The organism is Pseudonocardia kongjuensis, from assembly GCF_039526905.1.
In the GTDB taxonomy this organism is placed as follows: Bacteria; Actinomycetota; Actinomycetes; order Mycobacteriales; family Pseudonocardiaceae; genus Pseudonocardia; species Pseudonocardia kongjuensis.
The window spans coordinates 398,809-425,301 of sequence record NZ_BAAAJK010000004.1; the positions used below are offsets into that span (position 1 = coordinate 398,809).

The window sequence follows — 26,493 nt, forward strand, 5'->3', positions numbered from 1 at the left end:
GACGATGCGGTCCGGCGGCACGCTCGAGCGTTTTCCGGTACTGGCGACGCACAGCCTGGAGCAGGCCCGCGACGCGGTCACCCGGACCTACCTGCGGCACGACCTCACCGCGCCCGACGAGCAGGTCGCGATGACGCTGAACGCCACCACCGACCGGGTGTTCACCGTCGGGTACCTGACGTACCGGTCGCCGGCGACGCTGGTCATGCCGCCGACCGAGGACAACTACCACGTGAACCTGACGGTCGCGGGCGTCACCAGGGCCGAACGCAGCGACGGCGACCGGGCGCGGACCGGTGCCCGGGCGTCGGGCATCGTGCTCCTGCCGGACCGGACGAACACGGTCCGCTGGTCACCGGACGCCGAGCAGCTCATCCTCAAGATCCCGCGGACCAGCCTGGAGACCCACCTGAGCGAGCAGCTCAACCGGCCCGTGCACGACGTCGTCGACTTCGGGTTCGGTCTGGACCTCACCACCCCGGCCGGCCGGACGCTGCTCGCGTCGGTCGAGTTCCTGGCGCGCGAGCTGGACCGGCCCGGCGGGCTGGCCGAGATGCCGATCGCCCGCGAGCAGCTGGAGGCGTTCGTGATGACGCAGCTGCTGCACGCCGGGCGGCACCGCTACAGCGACGCGCTGGTGGGGCCGCCCGATCCGGTGCGCTCCGGCCGGCTCGGCCCGGTCCTCGACCACATGGAGCAGCACGCCGACGATCCGCTGACCCCGCAGGAGCTGGCGAGGGTGGGCTGCATGAGCGTCCGCACCCTGCACGCCGCGTTCCAGCAGGAGCTGGGCGAGTCGCCGATGGGGCACCTGCGCCGGATCCGGCTCGACCGGGTCCGGGCCGAGCTGCAGCGCTGCGACCCGGCGACGGTGCGGGTCACCGACGTCGCGCTCCGCTGGGGGTTCCTGCACCAGAGCCGGTTCGCCCAGCAGTACCGGCAGCGGTTCGGCGAGCTGCCCAGCCAGACCCTGCGCGGGTGACGCGGGCCGCCCTCACCGGCCCTGCCGGTCCGGCCCGCGGCTCGTAGCCTGGACGGCATGACCGCAGCCACGGAGATCGCGTTCGAGAACACCTTCGTCCGCGACCTGGACGGCCTGTACCTGCCGTGGAACGCCGCACCGGCGCCGGAGCCGCGGCTGGTGCTGCTCAACGAGGCGCTGGCCGCCGAGCTGGGCCTCGATCCGGCCGCGCTGCGCGGGCCCGCCGGACTCGGCCTGCTCACCGGGACCGCGGTGCCGGAGTCGGCGACGACGGTCGCGCAGGCCTACGCCGGGCACCAGTTCGGCAACTACTCGCCGCGCCTGGGCGACGGCCGCGCGCTGCTCGTCGGCGAGCTCGTCACGCCGTCCGGGGAGCGCCGCGACCTGCACCTCAAGGGATCCGGGCGGACCCCGTTCGCCCGCGGCGGCGACGGGAAGGCGCCGCTCGGGCCGATGCTGCGCGAGTACCTGGTGTCCGAGGCGATGCACGCGCTCGGCGTCCCGAGCACCCGGTCGCTGGCGGTCGTCGCGACCGGCGAGCACGTCATGCGCGAGCGCGGCCCGGAACCGGGCGCGGTGCTGGCCCGCACGGCGTCGAGCCACCTGCGGGTCGGGACGTTCCAGTTCGCCGCCGCCACCGGCGAGACCGAGCTGCTGCGCAGGCTCGCCGACCACGCGATCGCCCGGCACCATCCCGGCGCCGGCTCGTACCTGGAGCTGTTCCGCCGGGTGGTGCAGGCCCAGGCGCAGCTGGTCGCACGTTGGATGCAGGTCGGCTTCGTGCACGGCGTCATGAACACCGACAACATGACGATCTCCGGCGAGACCATCGACTACGGCCCCTGCGCGTTCCTCGACGCGCACGACCCGGCGACCGTGTTCAGCTCGATCGACCACGGCGGCCGCTACGCCTACGGCAACCAGCCCGGCATCGCGCAGTGGAACCTGGCCCGCTTCGGCGAGGCCCTGCTCCCGCTGCTCGACGACGACCCCGAGGAGGCGATCCGGCTCGCCACCGGCGTGCTCCAGGAGTTCGCCGACCGTTACCTCGCCGCCCGCGACGACGGGTACCGCCACAAGCTCGGCCTGCCGGACGGGCTCGACGCCGAGCCGCTGCTGGTCGACCTCGCGACGCTGCTCGCCGAGCGGAAGCCGGACCACACGCTGTTCTTCCGGCGCCTGGCCGACGCCGCCCGCGGCGACGCCGGACCGGTCCGCGACCTGTTCGACGACCCGGCCGCGGTGGACGGCTGGCTCGCCTCCTGGCTGGCGACCGGGCCGGACCCGGCGGCGATGGACCGGGTCAACCCGGTCTACGTGCCGCGCAACCACCTCGTCGAGGAGGCGCTCGGCGCGGCCGTCGCCGACGGCGATCTCGAGCCGATCCAGTGGATGCTGCAGGTGCTGGGGCATCCCTACGACGAGCGCGAGGGCTACGAGCGCTACGCCCGGCCGCCGGGCCCGGACGCCCCGCCGTTCATGACCTTCTGCGGCACCTGACCGGCCCCGCCCCACCTCGCACCGGTTTCCGCGCCGAGATGCAGCTCAGCGGGCCGTGAAGATCGACGATTCCCGCTGATCCGCATCTCGGTGACCGGGCGGGCCGGGACGCGGTGTCCCTGGAACCCGGGACGCGAGGACGGACACGGTCGTGCTCCGCGACCGTCCCGGTCGTCCCAGGCTGCAGGAGGACCGATGTCCGGAACACGTCCAGCGCCTCGACGCTCGCGGCCGGCCTGCAGCTGACGGTGACCTGCGCGGCCGGCGGCGTCGGCCGCCGCCACCCGGGAGCCCCGCCGCGGAGGTCGCGCTCCTGCGGATCGCCCAGGAGGCGCTGGCCAACGTCGTCCGGCACTCCGGCGCGCGCACCGCGCGGATCGAGCTGACGGTGCAGGAGGCGGACACGGTGCTCGTCGTGGCCGACGACGGCGGCGGGCAGCGGCCGGCCCGCCCGGATCCGGCCCTCGGCGGGATCGGCGGGGCGTCGATGCGCGAGCGCGCCGCGGAGCTCGGCGGGACGGTCACGGTCGGCCCCGGACCCGGCGGCACCGGTACCCGCGTCGTGACGAGGATCCCGCGGTGAGCGACGGCACCGCGGGCCCGATCGACGTGCTGGTCGTCGACGACCATCCGGTGTTCCGGCTCGGGGTGCGGACCAGGCTGTCGGCCGAGCCGGACATCGTCGTCGTGGGTGAGGCCGATACCGGTGCAGCGGCCCTGGAGCTGGTGGAGCGGACCGCGCCGGACGTCGTCCTGGTCGACCTGAACCTGCCCGACATCGACGGCGTCGAGCTGATCCGGCAGCTCGGTGCCGTCGCGCCACGGACCGCGCCGCTGGTGCTGACCATGCTCTCGGCCGACGCGGTGACCGCTGCCGTACGGGCCGGGGCGCGCGGCTACCTGCTGAAGGACGCCGAGCCCGGCCGGATCGTCGCCGCCGTCCGCGCGGTCGCCGCGGGCGACTCCGTGTTCGGTCCGCAGGTCGCCGCGCGGCTGCTCGGGGGCCTCGACCGGGCGATGCCCGACCGGATGGCGTTCCCGGACCTGACCGGGCGCGAACGCGAGATCCTCGGCCTGCTGGCCGACGGTCTGGGCAACGCCACGATCGGCCGCCGGCTCGGGCTGCGGTCGAAGACGGTGCGCAACTACGTGTCGAACGTGATCGGCAAGCTGCAGGCCGCCGACCGGGCCGAGGCCGTGTTGCGGGCCCGCCGGGCCGGTCTCGGCGAGTCCCGGCCGGGCCTGCCGCCCACCGGGGGCCGGGCCGAACCGGATCGCTAGAATCCGCGGTGCGGACGAGTCGGTCGGGCGACCGCGTCGGGATCCACGGGTCCCGTCGAGGAAAGTCCGGACTCCACAGGGCAGGGTGGTTGTCAACGGCAACCCGGGGCGACCCGCGGGACAGTGCCACAGAGAACAGACCGCCTCCGGGTCCGCCCGGAGGTAAGGGTGAAACGGTGGTGTAAGAGACCACCAGCACCCCGGGTGACCGGGGTGGCTCGGTAAACCCCACCCGGAGCAAGGTCGAGAGACCGCTCCGTCATCCGTGACGGGGCGGTTGCGCAGGCGTTCGAGGGCTGCCCGCCCGAGCCTGCGGGTGGACCGCTGGAGCCTGCCGGCGACGGCAGGCCGAGATGGATGGTCGCCGAACGGTGCACCGTGAGGTGCCCGGGAACAGGATCCGGCTTACAGACCGACTCGTCCGCCCCGCTCTCCCCGACATGCGCCGGGGGAGCGGGTTCGTACGCTGAGCAGCGGAAACGCTCTCGCGACCTCTCGTCGTCTCTCGACGGTCTGCGACGTCCTACGGCCCAGTGACGGCCCGGGACATGATCATTCACCTGGCTCGGTCCCGGTTCTTCTGCCATGCGCCCGGTCTGCTGGTGATCTCCTCGCGGCGCGGGCTCGTCCCTGCCAGGGCGGGGAGTGGGGTGCAGGGCACGGGGTCCCGCCTTGCACCCCACTCCCCGGTCTGGCTGCCGTCTCGGCGCGCCGTGAGGAGATCACCAGCCCCGCCGCGCTTCCCTGATCTCCGAGCGGTGTCGGGCCCGGGCGGAGCCCGGATATCCTTGGTTATGACGGATGACGGTTCCGAGGACGCCGATGACGTCGACCGTGCGACGGTCCATTGCGGGAAGTGTGGCTCACCGGTGCCAGATCCGGCGGCCTGGCTGCATGAGCCGGAGCTGCAGCAGCGGTCATGTCCGATGTGCGGGGCGGTCGGACGCGGGATCGCGGAGATCTTCGCGTCGGATACCGCTCAGGGCTATGAGTTCGCCGAGCGCAAGAGCAAGGTGCAGGGCAAGAAGAAGCCTCGATCCGAACTCCAGGTCGGTGATCAGCTAGCGGTGACGGCGGGCAGGTACGTCAAGAAGCGTCGGCTGATCGACCGGGACGCGGACTGGTACGAGGAGACCGTCGTGGATCCGGAGACCGGAGACGTTCTCCACTCGTGCGCGGAGCCTCTGAGCGACCACTTGGGCCACGGCTCGGATAGGGCCCGCGAGTAGCGCAGGTCCGGGTGAGCGGTGCCGTTCGCCGTCTGAGATCAGTTGCCGCTTCAGTGTGGCCTGGGGCCGGGTAGCCGAGCCACGGCGCCGCGAACGGGCCGGAGGTGTAGTGAGCGAGCGACGGGGCCGGCGTGGCCGGCCCCGCGCCGCCGGAGGCGGCGCCTTGATCCTCAAGAGGCGGAATCGGCAACGCACGGGCTCGCGGTCCGCGCCGCCATCGGGTTCAGCCCGCGACCCGTGGCTCGGGGAAGACGTAGACGAGGGCGGGTTCGGTGAGGCCGTCGTTGAAGCGGTGTGTGACTTCGGCGATCCGCGCGGCGCCCGAACGGTCGTAGAGCCGGACGGCGGCCGTGTCCTTGGCCATGACGTCGAAGACGACAGTCCGGCCCAGGAGGTAGGCGTGGTGGCGAAGGACGAGGATCAGGAAGCCTGCAAGTCCCTGGCCCCGATGTCGGGGGTCAACGAACAGGCGGGCCATGACGGCGATGTCGGTGACCGATCCGCCGGTGTGCTCGGCCCAGGCCCGGGCGGCGTCGTCGTCGGGTTGGGCCTCGGCGAGCGTGACCTGACCGACCGGCGTGCCGTCGACCACCGCGGTCCAGTGCTGGATGGCGTGGGGGTGCTCCAGCCAGGCCGGAGGATCGGCGATGCCCTCGACCGGGTAGCCGTTCTCGGCGTAGACCCGCTCGAGTACTGCGGCGAGTTCGGGCAGGTCGGCGTCCTCACGCTCTCGGACGGTGCGCACGGCGTCAGCCATCAGTCCTCCACCGGCATGTCGTAGTCCAGGGCGGCGAAGTCGGCACGCATGACGAAGCGGGTCACCTCGAACGGCTCGCGGTCGGCGTTGATCCCGGTGTGCCACAGGTCGATCACCGGGACGCCGTCGGGGATCGTCATGCGCTGGGCCTCCTCGCGGGTGGGCATCCGCGCCGAGATCTCCTCGCGCACGTGGGTGATCACGTGTCCGAGCGCTGCGAACTGGCCGTAGATGCCCTCCGGTCCGAGGTCGGCAGAGTCGGCGAGCGGGTTGCCCTCGACCAGGCTCCACGTCGCGTAGGTGATGCCGATCTGCAGCGGCTCGTCGTCGGCGAAGTACCAGTTCTCCCGCTGCACGACGAGGGTTCCGGGCACGATGCCGAGTCGTTCTGCGACTTCGGCCGGTGCCTCGATCCTCGTGATCCGCGAGTCGACGTGCGGGCGACGGCCCTGGGCGACGGCCTCTGCGCCGAACGGGCCGAGCTCGTTGGTCGCACGCATCGCCGCGCTGTAGCGACGCCGGCCGAACCGCATCCACCGCGGCTTGGCCCTGACGAACACCCCGCGCCCGTGCTCGGCGCTGACCAGCCCCTCGCGGCGCAGTGCGGCGATCGCTTCGCGGACGGTGTTGCGTGCGGCGCCGTGCTGTTCCGCGAGCGCGCGTTCTGACGGGAGCTTGTCGCCGGGCTGGTACCGGCCTGCCGTGATCGCCTCGCGCAGCTCGTGCGCGATGGCCCTGTAGTCGCTGGTGGCGCCCCTCGGCGCCCGTGCCGAGGACGTCATGACTTCACAGTAGCGAACTGGCATGAGCCAGTCACTTGACCCACTGGCTCAAGCCTGCTCTACTGGCTCAAGCCAGTGATGCGAATCACACTTATCAGGAGGCCTGACATGGCTATCACCACGAAGTTCCCGGTCGCGATGGGCGATGTGTTCCCGCACGGCGCGTTCGTCGTGTCGGAGGTCGAGCCGGTGCGTGACTTCGACAAGTCCGCGCCGGGGCGTCCGGTGCAGCAGCTGGACAAGGAGTCCGGCCTGCCGGTGTGGTCGGTGTCGGTGCTCGACGCCGACCCGGCTGCGCGCCGGAGCGACAAGACGGTGACGGTGAAGATCGCTGCGCCGCATCAGCCGGTCCCGCCGGAGGCCGCTGCGGGTCTGCCGTTCCGGCCGGTGGAGTTCGACGGGCTGACCGTGACGCCGTACGTGCAGGAGTCCGGGGGCCGGCCGCGGGTGGCCTACAGCTTCCGCGCCGCCGGGATGCGCGCACCGGGGCATCAGCGCCCGGCGTCGGGCAAGAACCAGGACGCCGCCTGACCGTGCTTCTCACCTGCCGTTCGTGCAGGTGGAGGGGGGCCCGCTGCAACGGGCTCCCCCTCCGGATCTCCCTCACCCCTCGCCCTAGCCAGGCACTGAGTTCGGAAGGACACCGACCCTAGATGAACACCCAGCCCGCTGGTTGCGCCACCGTCGTCCCGACCGCCCTGCTCGTGGAGGCCGGCCTGCGCCGGGTCGCCACGGCGATCCGCACGGTGGCCCCGCCCCCGCCTGGGGACGTGCTCGCTCACGCCGCCCGCGCCCGACGGCTCGCCGAGCTGCATGCCCGCCGGGCCCGCTGGTGGACGGTGCTGGAACGCGACATCGTCGGCAACCACGACCTTCCGATGATCTACGCCCAGGCCGCCTACGCCGCGGTGGCCGCCGCCGAGCGCGAGGCCCGGTTCTGGACCGACACGGCCGAGGACTGGACCGCGCGCGCCGAGCAGCGCCCGACCTCCGACGTCGCCGGGGCCATGTCGAACTGGCACGACCTCGGTCTGACCGCACCGCCCAACGGCCTGCCCGCCACCGGCACGGGCCTGCTCCGATGACGGCGCAGACCACCGGCCGGCCGGTCCTGCGACTGGTCGCGCTGGGCGATCCCGCCGCCTCGTTCGACACCCGGTGGCGTGAGGACGCGGCGTGCTCCGGGTTGGACACCGAGCTGTTCTTCCCCGTCGACGAGCGCGCCGAGTCGGTGGAGCCGCCTCGTCGGGTGTGCCGGGGCTGCCCCGTGCGCGCCGCCTGCCTGGCCGACGTCCTGGCCACCGAGGACCCCGCCCGCCGCTACGGCATCACCGGCGGCACCACACCGGCCGAGCGCCGGACCCTGCACCGCGCCGGACTCACCACCGCCCCCGCCGCCACGGTCCCGGCCGCCGGGGGTGACGTCGCATGACCAGCAAGCCGCGTCCGCCTCGGTGCGAGGTCTGCCGGGTCCCGCTGCACGAGCGCCCCGACCCGCGCCGCCGTCGGTGCGCCGACCACCTCGACCAGCTCGCCCTGGTCCCCCTCACCACCGTCCGCTCCGCTCGCCGGAAGGGTGACCGTCGATGATCACCACCGTTGCCCCGCCGGCCGCGGACGTCCCCTTGTCGTGGGAGCAGATCACCATGGTCGGCGGTGCCGTCGCGGCCGCGGTGCTCTACGTGCTGTACCGGGTCGGGCACTACCTGGCGCGGGTCCTGGAGGCCCTCGCCACCGCCGCGGTCGTGTTCGTCGCCGTCTACCTCGCCGCCAAGGGCGTCGTCGTCGCGCTGGTGTGGACGGTGCGGCACTGGCGCACCACCTCCACGGTCACGGTGGTGTCGGCGTGGTGCTGGTGGTGGGGCTGGCTCTCGCTGCTGCTCGTCGCGCTCGCAGTCGCAGCCGGTCTGGGGCTGTGGCGGATCGCCGCGCCGCTGCCGTTCGACCAGCACGCTGGGCGGCGGATCCGGTCGTGGTGGCAGCGCTGGGCCGTCTACGCGCCCCGGATGCCGCGCTGGCTGCGCTCCTGCAACCTGACCGTCCCGGATCGGGCCGGGGCGACGGTCATCCAGGTCAACCCGCTGCGCCGCACCGCGACCGCGCCCCGGTCCCGGCCGCGCCGCGACCAGCTCCCGCGCATCCTCGCCGTCCGCTCCGGCCCGTCGTGGGATGAGGTCCGCGTGCGGCTGGTGCCCGGGCAGACCCCGGAGGACTTCGACCAGGCCGCTCGTGCCCTCGCCGTGGCCCGGGGTGTGAACCGCTGCCAGGTCCGCGAGCTGGGCCCGAACGTGGTGTCGATCGACTACCAGCGCCGCAACCTCCTGGATCGGGTCGTCGACGCCCCCGCCCTCGACGCGATGGCCGGCCTCACCGGCGACGCGATCGACCTGGACCGGGTGCTGTCCGGTGCGACCGAGTACGGCACCGGGTGGCGGCAGTCGATTCGCGGCAGCCACACCCTCGTCGGCGGCGCCACCGGCGCGGGCAAGGGCTCCCTGATGTGGGCACCCCTGCTCTCGATCGCCCCGGCGATCCGGGACGGCCTGGTGCGGGTGAACGGGATCGACCCGAAGGGCATGGAACTGGCCTACGGCCGCGACGTGTTCCACCGCTACGCCGTCACCTCCCGCGACGCCCTGGCGCTGCTCGACGACCTCGTCGAGCAGATGGAGACCCGCAAACGCGAGCACGCCGGAACCACCCGGCTCGTCCCCATCACCCGCGATACCCCGTTGGAGATCGTGGAGTTCGACGAGATCGGCGCCCTGCTGCGCTACGTCGGGGACCGCAAGACCCGCGAGGCGATCACCGAGCGCATCGCGCTGCTGACCACACAAGGGCGCGCACTGGGCTACACCGTGCGCGGCTACGTCCAGGAGCCGACCAAGGACACCGTCCCGGTCCGCGAGCTGTTCCCGCGCCGCATCTGCCTGCGCGTGGCCTCCAAGAGCCACGTCGCGATGGTGCTGGGTGATCAGGCCTATGACCGGGGTGCGTGGGCGAACCGCATCGGCGAGTCCGAACCCGGCGTCGGCTACCTGTTCGGCGAAGGCGTCCGCGAGCCCCTGCGCGTGCGCGCCGCGTGGGTGCCGGACGAGGCGATCAAGGCCCTCGAACGGTTCGTGACCGCGCCGTCACCGGACCCGGCCCGTCACCCGGCGCCGGTGCTGCCGTTCCGGCCCGGGACCCCGGCCCAGCCCGCCGGAGGTGCCGCATGAGCGCCGACCAGACCGTCCCGGCCCCGATCGACCAGGAGTCGATGACCCGCGCCCAGAAGGCGATGCTGGCGCTATCGAACGAGGTCGCCACGCAGCTCGCCGAGGACCACGGCGTCTGCGTCCGACCGCTGGCCATGCGCAGGATCGACCAGAGCAGCGGCCGGGTCGACGTGGTTCCGGTGCCGTGTGGGTCGACGCGGGAGGACCAGTGCCGCCCGTGCGCGGAGAAGGCCCGACGCCTGCGGATGGTCCAGTGCCGCGAGGGCTGGCACCTCGACAACGAACCGATCGCGAAGCCCGCGGACCCGACCGCCGCGCAGAAGGAGCTGATGGCGGTGCGGGCGGATCTGCACGTCGCCTACACCGACGCCCGCGCCCAGGGCGACGAGGCCGAGTGCGAGGAGATCCGCGAGACGGTCGCCGAGCTCGACCAGGAACTGCGCGCGCTCGGGGTCCGCGGACGGCTCGCCCCGCTCGACCCCGGCCCACAGACCGTGCGCCGCTCCACCCGGCGTCGGCAGGATGCGCCGAACCTACCCCGTCGCCCGGTGGAGGACCGCACGGTGGGCCGGGTGTTCGGCGGGAAGTACCGGCCCTCCACGTTCTTGACGTTGACCCTGGACAGCTACGGGCGGGTTGACAAGCACGGCGCCGCGCTCGACCCCGAGTCCTACGACTACCGCCGGGCCGCGCGGGACGCGATCCACTTCCCCAAGCTGCTGGACCGGTTCTGGCAGAACACCCGCCGGTGCGTGGGCTGGGACGTGCAGTACTTCGGCACCGTCGAACCCCAGAAGCGCGGGGCACCGCACTTCCACGCCGCCATCCGCGGCACCGTCCCGCGCTCCGAGCTGCGCGCGATCACGGCCGCGACGTATCACCAGGTGTGGTGGCCCGCGCACGACGAGATCGTCTACTCCGGGGACCGGCTCCCGCGCTGGGACAACCACCACAAGGCGTTCGTCGACCCCGACACCCGGGCGCCGCTGCCGACCTGGGACGAGGCCACCGACCCGGACGCGCTGGCCACCCCGGCGCACACGGTGGTGTTCGGGCCGCAGGTCCACGTGAAGGGCATCCTCGGCGGTTCTGAGGAGGCCGGACGGCACATCGGCTACCTGACGAAGTACCTCACCAAGTCCGTCGGGCAGGTCGCCGGCCTCGACGAGTCCGCGACGTCCCGCCAGCGGGAGCACGCCCGCCGCCTGGCCGCCGAGCTGGCCATCACGCCGTGCTCGCCGCGGTGCCCGATCTGGCTGCTCTACGGGATCGAGCCCAAGGGCGCCCGACCCGGAACTACCCCGGGGCACTGCAAGGGCAAAGCGCACAAGCCCGAACATCTCGGCATCGCCGGACGCCGCGTCCTGGTCTCCCGCAAGTGGTCCAACAAGTCCCTGTCCGACCACCGGGCCGAGCGGACCGCGTTCGTTCGGCAACTGCTCGACCGCGCCGGAGTCGCGCCCGCCTACGCCGTCGACGACGGCCCGTTCGAGTGGGAGACGACCAAGCCGGGGGACACCGACGTGCCACCCCGCACCGTGCTGCTGCTCCACGCGATCAGCCAGCGCTCCCGATGGCGCGCCGACTACGACGCCGCGGTCCTCGCGACCACCGACGCACCATCGGACGACCTTTCGGCAACCGGGCCCGGCGACGCCACGGAGGACCGTCATGCAGCGTGAGCGACCGGAGATCGATCCGCTGTGGACGGCCGCTGAGCTGTCCCACTACCTCGGCGTCCCCGTCCAGACCCTCTACCAGTGGAAGTGGCTCGGCCAGGGCCCGCCGGTGCACAAGATCGGTCGCCACCTGCGGTACGACCCGACCGAGGTGCGCGCCTGGATCGCCGCGTCCCGCTCGAAGGTGGCGTAGGCATGGGACACGTCGAAGACCGCTGGTGGCGCGACGAGCGCGATCCCGCTACCGGCAAGACGGAGCGTCGCAAGACCGAGCGGTTCGGCCGTGGACACCGCTACCGGGTCCGGTTCCTGGACCCCGAAGGCCGCGAGCGCAGCCGGAGCTTCCCGGACCGCCGGAAGCGCGCCGCCGACGAGTTCCTGGTCAGCATGGAGAGCGACAAGAGCCACGGCAGCTACATCGACCCGAAGGCCGGCCGGATCACCTTCGGCGACTACGCCCGGCGCTGGCTGGCCTCCCAGACGTTCGAGGCGTCGACCCACAACAGCGTGACGTGGCGGCTGAACGCGCAGATCCTGCCGTTCTTCGAGCGCCGGGAGCTGGGGGACATCAGCCCCACCGACGTGCGCACCTGGATCCGCGGGATGCAGGATCGCGGCGTCGCCGAGAGCTACCAGGCCGGGTGCTTCGCGCACGTCTCGTCGATCTTGACCGCCGCGGTCGACGACCGGCTCATCCGCGAGAACCCGTGCCATGCCCGCTCGGTGGTCCGGCCCAAGCGTCCGCCGGTCAAGGTGATCCCGTGGTCGCGCACTCGTGTCGACGCGCTGCGGACCGCGATGCGGGACCGGTTCGCGATCTTCGTGGCGCTCGGCGCCGGGTGCGGGCTCCGGCAGGGGGAGGCGTTCGGCATGTCCCCGGACGACATCGACCGGGAGGCCGGCGTACTCCATGTCGTTCGGCAAGTGCGCCTCGTCGACAGCCGACTCGCGTTCGCACCTCCCAAGCGCAACAAGACTCGCGACGTCCCGATCCCGGACGCCGTCCTGCACCTGGTCGACCAACACATGCGGCGGTTCCCGCCGGTGCCGGTCACGCTGCCGTGGCGCACACCGTCCGGCGAGCCGACCACGGCCCGCCTGCTGCTCACCGACGAGCGTGGGGGAGCGCTGAGGCGCAACCACTTCAACGAAGCCGTGTGGAACCCGGCCCGGAAGGCGGCCGGTGTCGTCAACCCCACCCGACAGGACGGGACACACGCGCTTCGGCACTACTACGCGTCCGTCCTGCTCGATGCGGGGGAGAACATCCGCGCGCTCTCCGAGTACCTGGGGCACCACGACCCGGGCTTCACCTTGCGCACCTACACCCACCTCATGCCGTCCAGCTCGGCCCGCACCCGTCGTGCGATCGACGCCGCGTTCGGGGGCCGTGAGGAACAAGCTGACGGCCCCGGGACGGCCCAGGGCGATTCATAGGTCTCTGACCTGCGGCGACTTCTGCATCCGGCTTACAGACCGACTCGTCCGCACCCCAGCGCCTGACCTGCCGGTCGGTCCGGATCGACCGGTCGGGGGCACACACGGGGCACCCGGCCGGCCTACGCCGGATGAGCTTTGCCCCACGCCCAGAGCGCCCGGTCGAGGGTGCGGAGGTCGGTCCCGCAGCGCCGGGCGATGCCGCGACACGTCGTCAGATAATCGGCGTAGGCCGGCCAGGTCGAGTCCTGTTCGCCGTGCCGCCGGAGAGTCCGCATCGCGAGGACATCGATGACCGTGAACGTGTCAGGCTTCGCGACGGTCAGGAAGGCGCTGGCGACCGGCACACCAACGCCCCGGAGCAGCCCGAGCACCCGGTGCGCGAGGTGTTCCGGCGCCCGAAGGGCCATCTCGGTGATCGTCTCGACGTCCGCCGGATCGTTCCGTCGGAGGAAGGTGATCGCACGGTTCGACTTCCACTTGATCACGTCCTCGGCTTCCGGGAACGTGAAGTACCCGCGCTCGCCGACTGCTCGGTGAATCAGTCCGAGCACGTGGTCGTCGGCAGTCGACGGATAGGCGGCTGCCCACGCAGTCACGAACTCCGCATCGATCTTCTTCGTCGTCATCGGTGTATCCCCATGCTCGGAGGATCGGCGACTGCTGTCCCGTCGTGAAGTGGGTCCACCCGCACGTGCGACACCGAGTCGATAAGACAGTTGCCTACTCAGCTTCCGCGGATCGTGTGGAATCCGGTGCAGCGCCGAGGACGGTGTCGATGGCCTCACGTGTCCTGTCGTCGGAGTCGGGCCAGACGTGCGCGCAGGTGTCGAGGGTCGCCGCAGCGGTGGCGTGGCCGAGCCTGCTCTGGACCGTCCTCTCGATCGGTCCGTCGGAATGGACGAGCGGGTACTGCCGGCGTGGCACCGCCGGTCGTCCCCAATCCTCGCGTCGTCCGCATCCGGAACTCGAAGTAGCCTGCCGCCCCATGGAGCAGCGAGTCAGCCTCATCACGCTCGGCGTCGCCGATCTGCCGCGCGCCCGGGCGTTCTACCTTGCGCTCGGATGGCAGGGGCAGGAGGTGGAGGAGACGGTCTTCTTCCAGGCCGGCGGGCTGGCACTGGTCCTCTGGGACAGGGCGAAGCTCGCCGCGGACTGCGGGGTGCCCGACGAGCGGGGCGGCGGGTTCGGCGGGATGGCGCTCGCCCACAACGTCCGCTCCGACGCGGAGGTCGACGACACGCTCGCCACCGCGGAGCGGGCCGGCGGCACGGTGACCAGGCCGGCGGCCGTCACCCCGCTCGGATTCCGCTCCGGGGTCTTCGCCGATCCGGACGGTCACCTGTGGGAGGTCGCGCACAACCCGGAGTTCCTGCTGGCCGACGACGGCACCCTCACGTTGCCGGACTTCGGCCGGTAGCGGCCGCACGCGCCGAAGCCGGGTGCGCCCCGGTTCTCACGGCGCCCCGCGGGGCCCGAGCAGGCTCGCCGCGGCGACCCGCTCCAGCCAGTCCCGGTAACCCTCGACCGGCCACCCGCGCAGCCCGACCAGGCGGCGGTAGGACGCGCCGTCGTTCAGCGTCCAGATCAGGTCTGCGGCGTCGTCGACCGACAGCCCGGGGTGCAGCCCGTCCAGTGCCGCGAGGTGGCTGGCGAACGCCCGCGCCCCGGCGAGCCGTTCGGTCTCGGCCTTCGTCCGCAGTGCGGCCGCGTCGGCGTCGACGTCGGCCGCCGCGTCGATCACGGCACCGAGCGCCGCCGCGCGCTGCTGCACGCCGACGGTCATCCCGGCCCAGAGGCGCAGCGCCTCGGCGGGGTCGGTGGCGGCGACGATCCGCCGGACCTCGGGCCGGTCCGCCATCGGGACCGGCTCGTCGTCGCCGACCAGGCAGAAGTCCCAGGCCAGCGACAGCAGCGCGGGCTTGCCCCCGGCGGCGTTGACCACGGTCCGGCGGCTCACCCCGGCGGCGGTGGCGACCGCGTCGAGGGTGGTGGCCGCGTACCCGTCGCGTTCGAACAGGCCGGCGGCGGCCGCGACGACGGCTCGCCGGGTGGCCCGCGCGCGCTCGTCACGCAGGTCCGAGCGGTACGTCCTCGACATCGGCCACCTTTCAGTGCACTCTGAGTGCAGTCATAATACGGGAGGCGTCGTGCGGATCTCGATCATCGGTGCCGGTCCGGCCGGCCTGTTCCTCGGGGCCGCGCTGGCGCGCCGCGGGCATGCGGTCGTCGCCGTCGACCGTGACGGCGGCCCGGCCGCCGACGGGCGCTGGGACCGGCGCGGCGTCATGCAGTTCCACCATCCGCACGGGGTCCGCCCGCAGGTCGGTGCGGCGCTGCGGGCCGAGCTCCCCGAGGCGTACGACGCGTGGCTGGCCGCCGGAGCGGAGCCGATCACGTTCACCCTGCCGGACGGGCGCCGCGTGTCCGGCGGCATGCGCTCGCGCCGCGAGACGTTCGAGCGCGCCCTGCGGGCGGTCGTGGTGCGCGAGCCCGGGTTCACCGTCCGGCAGGGGCACGTCGACGCCGTCGCGATCGCCGACGGCCGCGCCCGCGGCCCGGTCGTGGACGGTGCGGTGCTGCCGTCCGACCTGGTGATCGACGCGTCCGGGCGGTCCGGTCGGGCGACCCGCGCGTACGGACCGGCGCCGGCGCCGGCGGGCGACACCGGGATCGCCTACGTCAGCAGGCAGTACCGGCTGCACGATCCGGCGGCCCCCGGCCCGATGACGAACCCGCTGGCCTGGCAGGCCGATCCCGACGGGTACCAGGTGGTCGTCTTCCGGCACGAGGCCGGGATCTTCTCGGTGCTGCTGGTCCGGCCGGCGGGGACGCTGCGCGACCTGCGGCACGACGCCGCGTTCGACGCCGCCTGCCGGGCGGTCCCCGGTCTCGACGACTGGACCGACCCGGACCGCGCCGCGCCGATCACACCCGTGCTGCCCGGCGGCCGGCTGCACAACCGGTACCGGCCCCAGCCCGGGATCGACGGCCTCGTCCTGGCCGGGGACGCCGTCTGCACCACCACGCCGATGTTCGGCCGCGGCCTCGCCACCACGATGATGCAGGCCCGGGAGCTGCTCCGGCTCCTCGACCGGGGCACCCCCGGGGACTTCGGGGCGTGGTGCGACGCCGAGATGCGGCCCTGGGTGGACGACCACGTCCGGTCCGACGCGTGCACCCGCCTGCTCTGGACGGGCGCGGACGTCCCGGACGGCCCGCTCCCGTCGAGCCTGGTGCTGGCCGCGGCCGAGGCCGATCCGCGGATCGGCGCGTTCTGCGGGGACTACCTGGCGATGACCGCGGGCCCGTCCGCGCTGGCCGCCGCCGAACCGCTGGCGAGGGAGGTCTACGACTCCGGCTGGCGCCCGGCCCCGTCCGACGGACCGACCCGCGACGAACTGGCGCGCATCATCCGTACCGCCGTCCCCGCCTGACCGCACCGCCGAGATGCGCACCAGCGTTCCGCAGAGATCGACATTTCGCGCTCACGCGCATCTCGGCGGTTCAGGGCACGGGCGTGTGCCCGGTCCGGCGTGACTCCCGCGGGGCGGGGCCCCCGGGCGCGCTCGTCGGGGGCGGCCGGGGTGCGCGGCGGGGCTCGCCGGGCGCCGGATCCGCTGCCAGGATCAACGGATGGGCGGCTTCTACCACCTCTGCTTCGCCGTACGGAGCATCGAGGCGGCGACCGGGGAACTCGCCGCCGTGCTCGGAGTGGAATGGAACCCGATCCGGGACGGCAGCCTGGGGGACTGGTCCTACCGGATCGTGTTCTCGACCGCCGGGCCGCCGTTCTTCGAGGTCATCGAGGGCTCCCCCGGGAGTCCCTGGGACGTCACGGAGACCGGGTCCCGGTTCGACCACATCGGATACTGGTCCTCCGACGTCCGCCGGGACCGGAACCTGCTCGTGCGCAGGGGAGCTCCCGTCGACTTCGACGGCTGCCCTTACGGCAGGTCCTTCACCTACCACCGCCTGACCGGGGTCGGGGCACGGGTGGAGTTGGTCGATCTCGATGCCCAGCAGGGCTTCCTCGACGCGTGGGCGCCGGGCGGAGGGCCGATGCCACCGTTCGATCCCGGACCGCCCGACAGCACCGACGGCACCGACGGCGGGCCACCGGCCCGCCCGTGAACCGCCGGTAACCCCCCGCCGTCCCGCTCGTTGGGCAGGACACGGCGAGTCGAGGGGGACGCATGCGCCGAGGGCGACGGAACGTACTGGCGGCGACCGCGGCGACACTCGCCGCCCTGGTCACGGCGGGGGCGCTGCATCCGGCACTGGCGTTCGACCCGTTCGGCCCGTCCGGCACCGTGGTGGTCACCCCGGCGTCGTCGAACCAGTTCGCCGGGACCTACGACCGCGGCGCGGGCAGCCGCGGGTTCACCTCCCGGCTCGGCGCCCCGCCCGGTGGCGGCACGGGCGCGCTGGAGCTGCGCACCCCCGGCGACGACGACCGGATCCAGTTCGGCACCGACGAGATCGCCGGCCCGCTCGGCCGGTTCCGGTCCAGCAGCTACTGGGCGGTGCGGGACCCGGCGTCGCCGGGGACGGCGATGCCGTCGTTCCAGATCGCGGTCGACATCGACGGCGGGCACCTGGAGCCGCGCGACCTGCACGTGCTGAGCTACGTCCCGGAACCGGCGCCGGCCGGGGAGTGGACCCGCTACGACGTCGGCTCCGGCACCTTCTGCCTGATCCGGCAGGTCGGCGCGGCGGACGCCTACCGGGAGTGCGTGGCCGGCGGTGAGCGCCGGACCCTGGACCAGATCATCGAGGCGTATCCGCAGGCCACCGGGTACGCGGCCGGGGTGAACCAGGGCGGCGGCACCGCAGGCCTGGTGTCCGCGGTCGACCTGATCCAGGTGGGGAACCGGACCTACGACCTGGAGCCCGGCTGATCAGGACACGCAGAACTCGTTGCCCTCGGGATCGCGCAGTGTGGTGGTGACCGGGCCGCGATCGGACGTCGTCCACAGCACCGCGGCGCCGAGCGCCACCAGCCGGGCCACCTCGGCGGGCGCGGCGTCCGGGCCGACCTGCAGGTCCAGGTGGACGCGGTTCTTCGCGGTCTTCGGCTCCGGCACGCGGGCGATGAAGATCCGCGGCCCGGGACCCCGGCAGGTGGCGACGTCCCGGAAGGCCCGCCGGTCGCCGTCGGCGACGGTCTCCGCCTCGGTGATCCGCCCCGCGGCCAGCAGCCCGTCGACGACCGTGGTGTGGTCCTCGATCTCGTAGCCCAGGGCGGCCGCCCAGAACCGGGCCAGCGCGTGCGGGTCGGCGGCGTCGAACGCGATCTGCAGCTGCACACCGCCGATCGTGCCGCCGAACCCGGTCAGGCGCTGTCCTGGATCGCGGAACTGTCGGTGCCCCGCGCCATCATCGGCGCACACCGACGACGAGGAGCGCGCGATGACCGGGAGCGACCCCACGATGGCCGAGATCACCGCCGCGGTGGAGGTGGGCCGAGCCGGCGATCCGGCGGCCGCGCGGGGCCTGCTCGCCGCGCTCTGGGAACGCATCGGTCCGGCGGGCGATCCGCTGCACCGGTGCATCCTGGCGCACTATGCCGCCGACGTGGCGGGCGACCTGCAGGAGGAGCTGCGGTGGGACGAGCGCGCGCTGGCCGCGGCCGGCGAGATCACCGACGAGCGGGCCCGCGCCCTCGATCCGTCGCTGCGGATCGCCGGTTTCTACCCGTCGCTGCACCTCAACCTGGCCGACGTGCACCGCAGGCTCGGCGACGACGCGGCGGCGCACCGGCACCTGGGGCAGGCGGCGGAGCGCGTCGACGCGCTCCCCGGGGACGGCTACGGCGCGATGATCAGGTCCGGGATCGAGCGCTGCGGCGAGCGGCTGGCCCGCGGTGACCGATCGGTGTCGGGGTGAGGCGCGGGGATCACGCCCGGTCCGGGCGCGACCCCCGCGCGGGCTCACACGACGGCGCCGTCGGAGTTGCGGGTGCGGGCCCGGTCCGCCCGCGACGGGTTCCGCCGGCCCGCCTTGCCGACCGGCTGCTTGGACTTCCCGACCCGCGGCGGCATCCCGCCCCAGCGGCGCTGCAGCAGGATCGAGACCGGGCCGGCGACCACGATCGTCGAGATCGTGCCGACCACGATGCCGACGATCAGCGCCAGCGCGAAGTCGGCGAGCGTCGCCCCGCCGAGCACCAGCAGCATCACCAGGATCGTCAGGGTGGAGATGCCGGTGTTGACCGTCCGGGGCAGGGTCGAGAGCACCGCGGACCCGACGACCCGGTGGAAGGGTTCCTTCGCCCGCTGCGCCCAGTGCTCGCGCACCCGGTCGAACACGACGACGGTGTCGTTCACCGAGTAGCCGATCACGGTGAGCAGCGCGGCCAGGAACACGCCGTCGGCGGTCCGGCCGGTCCAGGCGAACACACCGACGACGACCATCACGTTGGTGAACAGCGCGGCCACCGCGCCGGCGCCGAGCGTCCACCGGAACCGGTAGGCCAGGTAGACGAACTGCGCGGCGAGCGCGACGCCGAGCGCGATGATGCCGCCGCGGGCCAGCTCGGCGCCGAGGCTCGGGCCGATCATCTCGTCGCGCAGCACCTCGGCGCCGCCGCCCGCGCTGCCGACGGCCTCGCGCAGCGCGGCCACACCGGCGTCGTCGAGCTCGCCGGCCCGCAGGCCGATCGCGCCGTCGCCGGTCGCGGTGACCGACAGGTTCGGGAACCCGGCCGCGGTGACGGCGTCGCGCGCCTGCTCGACGGTGATGTCGTCGGTCGTCGTGAACTCGACCAGCCGGCCGCCGGTGAACTCGACGCCGAGCTCGAGGCCGCGCAGGAACAGCCCGCTGACGGCGACCACGAGCACGGCGCCGGCGACGGCCAGGATCTTGCCCGGGTTGCGCAGGAAGCCGGGATCGCGGGCCTCCAGCTTCCGGCGGACCGGGCCGATGGCGGCGATACCGGTGATCTTCGGCCGGCGCCGCACCGCGGGGATCTTCAGCACGGCCAGGGTCAGCAGCCGGGACAGCACCAGCGCCGAGAACAGCGACACCACGACACCGATGACGAGCGTGACGCCGAATCCGCGGACCGGCCCGGAGGCCAGGCCGAACAGCAGCACCGCCGCCAGCAGCGAGGTGACGGCGACGTCGCCGACCGCGGACAGCGAGTTCTTGTAGCCGTTCTCCGACGCGCGTTCCAGGCGTGGTTTGACCGCGTACTCCTCGCGCGACCGTTCCGCGATCAGCACGTTCGCGTCCACCGCCATACCGACGGCGAGCACGAACGCGGCGAGGCCGGGCAGGGTCAGTGTCGCGCCGAGCCCGGTCTGCACCGCGTAGGCGGTCAGCGCGTACCCGCCGAGCGCGACGACGGCGACCAGGCCGACGAGCCGGTACACCACGATCAGGAAGGCACCGGCCAGCGCCGAACCGATGATCGCGGCCAGCGCGCTGGCCTCGATGGCGTCGGCGCCGAGCGTCGGACCGACGGTCCGCTGCTCGATGATCTCGACCGGCACCGGCAGCGCGCCGCCCTCGATCAGCACCGCCAGCTCGGACGCCTGCTCGGGCGAGAAGTTGCCGCTGATCTGGGTCTGGCCGCCGACCATGCCGATGTTGCACTGGATGGTCTCGTGCACCTGCGGCGAGGAGATGACCTGGTCGTCGAGCACGATCGCGACCCGGCGCTGCGGGTCGCCGGGCGGGTTGCACGCCGCCTGCCCGGTGAGCGCCTGCCACCGGGCGGGGCCCTCGCCCTCGAACCGGACGTCGACGACGTGCCCGACGCCCTGCGGGTTCGGCGCCGACATCGCCGAGCCGATCAGCTCACCGGCCAGCGCGGGCGGGCCGAGCTGCAGCGGCTGCCCCTCCTCGTCGGTGTTGGCCTGGTCCTCGCCGGGCACGCCGACGCCGAGCACGGGATGCATGGTCAGCTGGGCGGTCCGGCCGAGGGTCTCGGCGGCCTCGGCCGGATCGGTGAGGCCGGGGAGCTCGACGATGATCCGGTTCTCGCCGGAGCGGGCCAGGCTCGGCTCGGCGACGCCGAGACCGTCGATCCGGCCGCGCAGCACCTCGAGCACCCGGTCGGTGGCCTCGGCGTCGGCGGCCACCTCCTCGGTGTCGCGGGTCTCCAGCACGATCTGGGTGCCGCCGCGCAGGTCCAGGCCCAGGGTGGGGGCGGTGGTCAGCGCGATGACGGAGGACAGGACGAGTACGGCGAGCGCGATCAGCGAGCGCCAGAGCACGGGTCGTTGCTGCACGGGGATCCTCGGGGGAGCGTCCGGTGTGGGACGGGGGAGGGGCGGCGGGCGGGTGCGCGTCGCGCCGGCCCGGACCCGGCTCCGGCACGCGGGGTGCGGGCCCGGAGGCGATCCGGGAGGGCGGCCGCGGATCAGGCCGTGGGCGGCCCGCGCGGATCGGCCGGGGTCCGGTGCCCCGGTTCGGGCCCGGTGGTGGGGTCCCGGTCCGGCGTCGCGCCGTCCGCGGCGACCTCCGGCAGCGCCGGGACCAGCGCGTCCAGCGCGGGTCCGGGATGCCCGTGCACGGTGCTGTCGTCCGGCGCCGAGCCGGGGCCGCCCGGGGCGGCCCGGCCGGGCAGCGCCGACTGCGGCGCCGACGCGCTCGGCGCGAACTCGCTGTGCACCGTCGTCGGCGCCGGTGCCGGTTCGGCCACGGCGGGCCCCGCGACCGGGGCGAGGACCGCGAACAGCGACAGCAGCAGCACGGCGACGACGCGTCGCGCGGGTGTGCGGGTCGGGCTCACGAGCGGTCCGTCCGGTTCGGGAGGGATACGGCGGTTCCGTCCCGACGGTACCGGCGCCCGCGCGGTCAGCCGTCGGCGGGCAGCACCGCCGCCGGCAGCGGCGGCCGGACGCGCTCCGGCAGCGCGGCCTCGACGGCCGCCGCGAGTGCGAGCAGCTCGGCGTCGCCCCAGCGCGGGCCGATCAGCGAGACGCCCAGCGGGAGGGTCCCGCCGTCGCCGTCCGGCGCACCGCCGGCCGGGACGGTGATGTTCGGATACCCGGCCATCGCGGCCGCACCCGAGCTGCCCAGCACGAAGTCGTCCCCCGCGCCCAGCTCGACCGGCCAGGCCGGGCTGTTCGTCGGGGCGATCACGGCGTCCAGCCGGTGCCCGGCGAGCGCGGCGTCGAGGTCGCGGCGGCTCAGCGTCGTCGCGGTGTCGCGCGCCGCCCGGTAGTCGGCGCGGCCGGTGTCGCCGCCGGTCGCCAGCGCCGCCTCGAACAGCTCCTGGCCCCAGTGCGGCATCTCGACGTCGGCGTGCCGGCGGTTGTACTCGACGAGCTCGGCCAGCGAGGCCGGGCCGGTCACGCCGGGCGAGCGCAGGTAGGCGTCGATGTCCCGGGCGAACTCGGTGACCAGCGCGGTCAGCTCTGCCCCGGCGGCGTCGGCGCTGCCGGGCAGCTCCACCGGATCGACGAGCACGGCGCCGCGGTCGCGCAGGGTCCGCAGGGTGGCGGCGAACGCGGCGTCGGTCTCCGGGCTGGCCCCCTCGGCGACCCGCAGGACACCCAGCCGCACGCCGTCGAGGTCCCGGGCCGCGGGTGTGGCCGGCAGCGGAGGGGCCGGTGCCTGCGCCGTCGCCGGATCGGCGGGATCGGGTCCGGCGATCGCGGCGAGCACCCGGGCGGCGTCGGCGACCGAGCGCGCCATCGGGCCCGCGGTGTCCTGCTCCGCCGAGATCGGCACGATGCCGCTGCGCGACACGGTGCCCAGGGTCGGCTTCATCCCGACGATCCCGTTGGTGGCGGCGGGGCACACGATCGAGCCGTCGGTCTCGGTGCCGATCGCGACCGGGGCGAGGGCGGCGGCCACCGCGACGGCCGAGCCGGCGCTCGACCCGCAGGCGGTCCGCCCGGGGGAGTGCGGGTTGCGGGTCAGCCCGCCGACCGCGCTCCAGCCGCTGCTCGAGCGGCCGGACCGGAAGTTCGACCACTCCGACAGGTTGGTCTTCCCGAGCAGGACCGCACCGGCCTCGCGCAGCCGGGTGGCGATCGCGGCCGCCGGCGGGCGGGACCCGGCGAGCGCGGTGGACCCGGCCGTGGTGGGCAGCTGCGGCCCGGTCGAGGTGTTGTCCTTCACCAGCACCGGGATGCCCTCGAGCAGCCGGGGCGGCTCCCCGGCGGCCCGCCTGCGGTCGCTCTCGGCCGCCTGCGCCGCCGCCGTCGGATCGACGGCGACGACCGCGCGCAGCTGCGGGTCCAGCTCGGCGATCCGGTCGATGTAGAAGGAGGTCAGCCGGGCGGAGGTCAGCCGGCCGGCCGCCATCGCCGCCTCCAGCCCGGCCAGGTCCGTCCGGTCGAGATCCAGATCCACCGTTCCTCCTCCGCCCGCCGTGCCGCCGGGGGGTGTCCCCGCGCAGCCGGCGACCACGCCGAGTGCCAGGGTGGCGCACAACGCGACCGCTGCCATGCGCACGGTGCCTCCTCGGTCGGGATTCCGGCGAGCAACGATCTTGGCCGGGAGGTCCGGCCGCGACAAGGCGGACGGGACGTCGATCACGCCGGCGGGTTCGGCAGAATCGGGTCACCCGCACCGGGGCACACGGCAGCACCAGGGAAGAGAGGACCGACGTGAGCACGGAGACGATCGAGTTCCAGGCCGAGGCACGCCAGCTGCTGCGCCTGATGATCCACTCGATCTACTCGAACAAGGACGTGTTCCTGCGCGAGCTGATCTCGAACTCCTCGGACGCGCTGGACAAGGTCCGGCTCGCCGCCTACCAGGACAAGGATCTCGGCGCCGACACGTCCGACCTGCACATCGAGCTGGTCCCCGATCCGGAGGCGCGCACCCTGACGGTCCGCGACAACGGCATCGGCATGACCCGGGACGAGGTCGTCGAGCTGATCGGCACGATCGCGAAGTCGGGCACCGCAGAGCTGCTCGCCCGGCTGAAGGAGGCCGAGGGCGACTCGGCGTCCGAGCGCAACCTGATCGGCCAGTTCGGGGTCGGCTTCTACTCGGCGTTCATGGTCGCCGACCGGGTGGTGCTGACCACCCGCAAGGCGGGCACCGACGAGGGCGTCCGCTGGGAGTCCGACGGCGAGGGCTCCTACACGATCGAACCGGCCGAGGGACTGCCCCAGGGCACCGCCGTCACGCTGCACCTCAAGGCGTCCGACGCCGAGGACCAGCTGCACGACTTCGCGGACCGCACCGTGCTGCGCCGCACGGTGAAGACCTACTCGGACTTCATCACCTGGCCGGTCCGGATGCCGGCCGAGGGCGAGGGTGAGGGTGAGGGGGCCGGGCCGGAGACCCTCAACTCGATGAAGGCGCTCTGGGCCCGTCCGCAGCGCGACGTCTCCGAGGAGGAGTACGCCGAGTTCTACCGGCACGTCAGCCACGACTGGCAGGAGCCGCTGGAGACGATCCGGCTCGCCGCCGAGGGCACCTTCGAGTACCAGGCGCTGCTGTTCCTGCCGAAGGTCGCGCCGATGGACCTCTACATGCGCGACGCCCGCCGCGGCGTCCAGCTCTACGTCCGCCGGGTGTTCATCATGGACGACTGCGAGGCGCTCGTCCCCGAGTACCTGCGGTTCGTCAAGGGTGTCGTCGACGCGGCGGACCTGTCGCTGAACGTCTCCCGGGAGATCCTCCAGCAGGACCGGCAGATCTCGGCGATCCGCCGGCGGCTGGTCAAGAAGGTGCTGTCCACCATCGGCACGCTGCGCGACGAGCAGCCGGAGAAGTACGCGACGTTCTGGGAGCAGTTCGGCCGGGCGCTCAAGGAGGGGCTGCTCTCCGACGCCGACAACCGGGAGACGATCCTCGGGGTGTCGTCGTTCCTCAGCACGCACGGCGAGGAGCCCACCGGCCTGGCCGCCTACGTCGAGCGGATGCGCGAGGGCCAGGACGCGATCTACTACATGACCGGCGACTCGCGCAGCGCGATCGAGTCCTCGCCGCACATGGAGGCGTTCCGCGAGAAGGGCTACGAGGTCCTGCTGCTCACCGACCCGGTCGACGAGGTGTGGGTGGACACCGTCGACGGTTTCGGCGGGACCCCGCTGCGTTCCATCGCCAAGGGCCAGGTGGACCTGCAGACCGACGAGGAGAAGGAGCAGGCGCAGCAGCGGCAGGCCGAGTTCGGCGGGCTCTGCGAGTGGATGGCCGGGGTGCTCGCCGACGACGTCAAGGAGGTCCGGCTGTCGTCCCGGCTCACCACCTCGCCCGCGGTCCTGGTCGGCGACGAGTTCGACATGACCCCGACCCTGGAGAAGATGTACCGGGCGATGGGCCAGGAGCCGCCGAAGGTGAAGCGGATCCTGGAGCTGAACCCGTCGCACCCGCTGGTCACCGGACTGCGCGACGCCCAGGCGGCGGGCCGCGACGAGAGCGGAACGGCCGAGCTGCTGCACGGCATGGCGCTGCTCGCCGAGGGCGGCGACCTGCCCGATCCGTCCCGGTTCGTCGGGCTCCTCGCGGAGCGGCTGCAGCAGACGCTGTGAATCACGACTGAACGACTGCACAGATGTCGATCCCGGCGGGAGTGCGGGCTAGCGTGTCCCGGTGCCCCGCTCCCGCCGGATCCCGGCCGCGTCGCTGATCGCGGCGCTGGCGCTCGTGCCCGCCCTGCTCGCCGGCTGCGCCGCCGGACCGGAACCGGACGTCCCGGCGGAGCAGCCGGCCGCCGGGACGATCCGCAACTGCGACGTCGACGTCCCGGTCGAGCGCCCGGAGCGGATCGTCGCGATGTTCCACAACGCGGTGGAGGCGGTGCTCGCGCTCGGCGCGGCCGACCGGCTGGCCGGCGCGGCCTACCTCGACAACCCGCTGCTGCCCGAGCTGGCCGGCGAGTTCCACCCGGAGACCGACCGGCCCGTCTACTGGCCGGAGGAGTACCCGTCCCGGGAGGAGGTCCTGCGGGTCGCACCGGACCTGGTGGTCTCCGGGTTCACCGGCGCGTTCACCCGGGAGGGCCTCGGCACCCGCGCCGACCTGGCCGGGACCGGGATGAACACGTTCCTGTTCAGCTCGTTCTGCCCGGCCGCCGACGGCGGCACCCAGGAGGCGCTGGCCGCCAACGACGTCTCGCTCGACGCCGTGCAGCGCGACCTCACCGATCTCGGGCGGCTGCTCGGCGCCGAGGACCGCGCCGCCGAGCTGACCGGCCGGATGCAGGCCACCCTGGCCGACGTCGCCGAGCGGCTCGACGGGGTCACCGCACGACCCCGGGTCGCGATGCTGAACGCCCCGGCGGGCAGCACCGAGCTGCGGGTGTTCGGCACCGGCGACGTCGCGACGACGATCATCGAGGCGGCCGGCGGCACCCAGGCGTTCCCGGAGATCGCCGGTCGTCAGCGGACGGTCGGCCCCGAGGGGATCATCGCGGCCCGGCCGGACGTCGTCGTCATCCCGGCCTGCTGCGGGATCGACGCCGGCCCGGAGTCCGCGGAGTCGCTGGCGCAGCGGCTGCGCGACGACCCGGCGCTCGCCACGGTGCCCGCCGTCCGGGACGGCAAGGTCTTCACGACGACGTTCGCCGAGGTGAGCCCCGGCATCCGGAACGCCGACGCGGTGCGCACGCTGGCCGGTCGGCTGCATCCGGAGCTGTTCACGGACGGCTGACGCGGGAGCGGTGCGGGGGAGTGGGTGCATCCGCCCGGCGCCGTTGCCGAGCGGACGCC

27 protein-coding genes and 1 other RNA gene are annotated in these 26,493 nt (G+C 73.6%); 20 read left to right on the forward strand and 8 right to left on the reverse strand.

Annotated features, from left to right (window positions below):
* The first annotated feature begins 4 nt into the window (after window positions 1-4).
* From ABD160_RS06050 to ABD160_RS06075, 6 genes are all read left to right on the forward strand, one after another.
* A complete protein-coding gene (locus ABD160_RS06050) occupies window positions 5-982 on the forward strand; it encodes an AraC family transcriptional regulator (protein ID WP_344019158.1) in 978 nt (325 codons plus the stop codon).
* Between the two features lie 57 nt (window positions 983-1,039).
* Window positions 1,040-2,482 (forward strand): protein adenylyltransferase SelO, encoded by a 1,443-nt coding sequence (locus ABD160_RS06055; protein WP_344019160.1) that lies wholly within the window; start codon window positions 1,040-1,042, stop codon window positions 2,480-2,482.
* Between the two features lie 151 nt (window positions 2,483-2,633).
* Window positions 2,634-3,065 (forward strand): ATP-binding protein, encoded by a 432-nt coding sequence (locus tag ABD160_RS06060; RefSeq protein WP_344019162.1) that lies wholly within the window; start codon window positions 2,634-2,636, stop codon window positions 3,063-3,065.
* The gene (locus ABD160_RS06065; RefSeq protein ID WP_344019165.1) at window positions 3,062-3,763 is read left to right on the forward strand and encodes a response regulator; all 702 of its coding nucleotides are present in this window, start codon (window positions 3,062-3,064) and stop codon (window positions 3,761-3,763) included. Before ABD160_RS06060 ends, ABD160_RS06065 begins: the two co-directional genes overlap by 4 nt.
* 15 nt (window positions 3,764-3,778) lie before the next feature.
* An RNA gene (gene rnpB, locus ABD160_RS06070) (RNase P RNA component class A) lies at window positions 3,779-4,187 on the forward strand.
* A 370-nt stretch (window positions 4,188-4,557) separates the two neighbouring features.
* Complete coding sequence (locus tag ABD160_RS06075; protein WP_344019167.1) at window positions 4,558-4,992, forward strand: hypothetical protein; 435 nt, start codon at window positions 4,558-4,560, stop codon at window positions 4,990-4,992.
* Window positions 4,993-5,215: 223 nt separating this feature from the next.
* Here the strand turns inward: ABD160_RS06075 and ABD160_RS06080 are convergent, their stop codons facing one another.
* Entirely contained in the window at window positions 5,216-5,749 is a 534-nt protein-coding gene (locus ABD160_RS06080; RefSeq protein WP_344019170.1) for a GNAT family N-acetyltransferase, read from the reverse strand.
* On the reverse strand, window positions 5,749-6,531 hold the full coding sequence (locus ABD160_RS06085) for a GntR family transcriptional regulator (RefSeq protein ID WP_344019172.1): 783 nt from the start codon (window positions 6,529-6,531) through the stop codon (window positions 5,749-5,751). Before ABD160_RS06085 ends, ABD160_RS06080 begins: the two co-directional genes overlap by 1 nt.
* 108 nt (window positions 6,532-6,639) lie before the next feature.
* Between ABD160_RS06085 and ABD160_RS06090 the strand changes: the two genes are divergently transcribed.
* The 7 genes from ABD160_RS06090 to ABD160_RS06120 all read left to right on the forward strand — a co-directional run bounded on the left by ABD160_RS06090 (window position 6,640) and on the right by ABD160_RS06120 (window position 12,865).
* The gene (locus ABD160_RS06090; RefSeq protein ID WP_344019174.1) at window positions 6,640-7,062 is read left to right on the forward strand and encodes a plasmid replication, integration and excision activator; all 423 of its coding nucleotides are present in this window, start codon (window positions 6,640-6,642) and stop codon (window positions 7,060-7,062) included.
* Between the two features lie 122 nt (window positions 7,063-7,184).
* Complete coding sequence (locus ABD160_RS06095; protein WP_344019176.1) at window positions 7,185-7,616, forward strand: hypothetical protein; 432 nt, start codon at window positions 7,185-7,187, stop codon at window positions 7,614-7,616.
* A complete protein-coding gene (locus ABD160_RS06100; RefSeq protein WP_344019178.1) occupies window positions 7,613-7,963 on the forward strand; it encodes a WhiB family transcriptional regulator in 351 nt (116 codons plus the stop codon). The genes ABD160_RS06095 and ABD160_RS06100 overlap by 4 nt, the downstream gene beginning before the upstream one ends.
* A gap of 154 nt (window positions 7,964-8,117) precedes the next feature.
* Complete coding sequence (locus ABD160_RS06105; RefSeq protein ID WP_425563581.1) at window positions 8,118-9,749, forward strand: FtsK/SpoIIIE domain-containing protein; 1,632 nt, start codon at window positions 8,118-8,120, stop codon at window positions 9,747-9,749.
* On the forward strand, window positions 9,746-11,431 hold the full coding sequence (locus ABD160_RS06110) for a replication initiator (protein ID WP_344019181.1): 1,686 nt from the start codon (window positions 9,746-9,748) through the stop codon (window positions 11,429-11,431). Before ABD160_RS06105 ends, ABD160_RS06110 begins: the two co-directional genes overlap by 4 nt.
* A complete protein-coding gene (locus tag ABD160_RS06115) occupies window positions 11,421-11,621 on the forward strand; it encodes a helix-turn-helix transcriptional regulator (RefSeq protein ID WP_344019183.1) in 201 nt (66 codons plus the stop codon). The genes ABD160_RS06110 and ABD160_RS06115 overlap by 11 nt, the downstream gene beginning before the upstream one ends.
* Window positions 11,622-11,623: 2 nt before the next feature.
* Window positions 11,624-12,865 carry a tyrosine-type recombinase/integrase gene (locus tag ABD160_RS06120; protein WP_344019185.1) on the forward strand — a complete coding sequence of 414 codons (1,242 nt, stop codon included), beginning with the start codon at window positions 11,624-11,626 and terminating at the stop codon, window positions 12,863-12,865.
* 122 nt (window positions 12,866-12,987) lie between these two features.
* Here ABD160_RS06120 and ABD160_RS06125 read toward each other — a convergent pair whose 3' ends face one another.
* Window positions 12,988-13,494 (reverse strand): hypothetical protein, encoded by a 507-nt coding sequence (locus tag ABD160_RS06125; RefSeq protein ID WP_344019187.1) that lies wholly within the window; start codon window positions 13,492-13,494, stop codon window positions 12,988-12,990.
* A gap of 359 nt (window positions 13,495-13,853) precedes the next feature.
* On the opposite strand from ABD160_RS06125, the gene ABD160_RS06130 reads away from it, so the two are divergent.
* Window positions 13,854-14,285, forward strand: a complete 432-nt coding sequence (locus tag ABD160_RS06130) for a VOC family protein (protein ID WP_344019189.1) — start codon at window positions 13,854-13,856, stop codon at window positions 14,283-14,285.
* A 36-nt stretch (window positions 14,286-14,321) separates the two neighbouring features.
* On the opposite strand, the gene ABD160_RS06135 is transcribed toward ABD160_RS06130, so the two are convergent.
* Window positions 14,322-14,966: a TetR/AcrR family transcriptional regulator gene (locus tag ABD160_RS06135; protein ID WP_344019191.1), complete on the reverse strand. Its 645-nt coding sequence runs from the start codon at window positions 14,964-14,966 to the stop codon at window positions 14,322-14,324.
* A 49-nt stretch (window positions 14,967-15,015) separates the two neighbouring features.
* Here ABD160_RS06135 and ABD160_RS06140 point away from each other — a divergent pair, with 49 nt between their 5' ends.
* The 3 genes from ABD160_RS06140 (at window position 15,016) to ABD160_RS06150 (ending at window position 17,766) form a co-directional block, all read left to right on the forward strand.
* The gene (locus ABD160_RS06140) at window positions 15,016-16,302 is read left to right on the forward strand and encodes an FAD-dependent oxidoreductase (RefSeq protein ID WP_344019193.1); all 1,287 of its coding nucleotides are present in this window, start codon (window positions 15,016-15,018) and stop codon (window positions 16,300-16,302) included.
* 199 nt (window positions 16,303-16,501) lie between these two features.
* Window positions 16,502-16,999, forward strand: a complete 498-nt coding sequence (locus tag ABD160_RS06145) for a VOC family protein (protein ID WP_344019195.1) — start codon at window positions 16,502-16,504, stop codon at window positions 16,997-16,999.
* A 62-nt stretch (window positions 17,000-17,061) separates the two neighbouring features.
* A complete protein-coding gene (locus ABD160_RS06150) occupies window positions 17,062-17,766 on the forward strand; it encodes a hypothetical protein (RefSeq protein ID WP_344019197.1) in 705 nt (234 codons plus the stop codon).
* On the opposite strand, the gene ABD160_RS06155 is transcribed toward ABD160_RS06150, so the two are convergent.
* Window positions 17,767-18,174, reverse strand: a complete 408-nt coding sequence (locus ABD160_RS06155; protein ID WP_344019200.1) for a VOC family protein — start codon at window positions 18,172-18,174, stop codon at window positions 17,767-17,769. It abuts the gene before it with no gap.
* A 103-nt stretch (window positions 18,175-18,277) separates the two neighbouring features.
* On the opposite strand from ABD160_RS06155, the gene ABD160_RS06160 reads away from it, so the two are divergent.
* Window positions 18,278-18,754, forward strand: coding sequence for a hypothetical protein (locus ABD160_RS06160; protein WP_344019202.1), 477 nt, complete (start codon window positions 18,278-18,280; stop codon window positions 18,752-18,754).
* 44 nt (window positions 18,755-18,798) lie between these two features.
* Here ABD160_RS06160 and secD read toward each other — a convergent pair whose 3' ends face one another.
* From secD to ABD160_RS06175, 3 genes are all read right to left on the reverse strand, one after another.
* On the reverse strand, window positions 18,799-21,102 hold the full coding sequence (gene secD / locus ABD160_RS06165) for a protein translocase subunit SecD (protein WP_344019204.1): 2,304 nt from the start codon (window positions 21,100-21,102) through the stop codon (window positions 18,799-18,801).
* A gap of 131 nt (window positions 21,103-21,233) precedes the next feature.
* A complete protein-coding gene (locus ABD160_RS06170; RefSeq protein ID WP_344019206.1) occupies window positions 21,234-21,605 on the reverse strand; it encodes a hypothetical protein in 372 nt (123 codons plus the stop codon).
* 65 nt (window positions 21,606-21,670) lie between these two features.
* Entirely contained in the window at window positions 21,671-23,176 is a 1,506-nt protein-coding gene (locus ABD160_RS06175; RefSeq protein WP_344019208.1) for an amidase, read from the reverse strand.
* A 257-nt stretch (window positions 23,177-23,433) separates the two neighbouring features.
* On the opposite strand from ABD160_RS06175, the gene htpG reads away from it, so the two are divergent.
* On the forward strand, window positions 23,434-25,314 hold the full coding sequence (gene htpG / locus ABD160_RS06180) for a molecular chaperone HtpG (RefSeq protein WP_344019210.1): 1,881 nt from the start codon (window positions 23,434-23,436) through the stop codon (window positions 25,312-25,314).
* Window positions 25,315-25,375: 61 nt separating this feature from the next.
* Complete coding sequence (locus ABD160_RS06185) at window positions 25,376-26,434, forward strand: ABC transporter substrate-binding protein (RefSeq protein WP_344019212.1); 1,059 nt, start codon at window positions 25,376-25,378, stop codon at window positions 26,432-26,434.
* Window positions 26,435-26,493 lie beyond the last annotated feature (59 nt).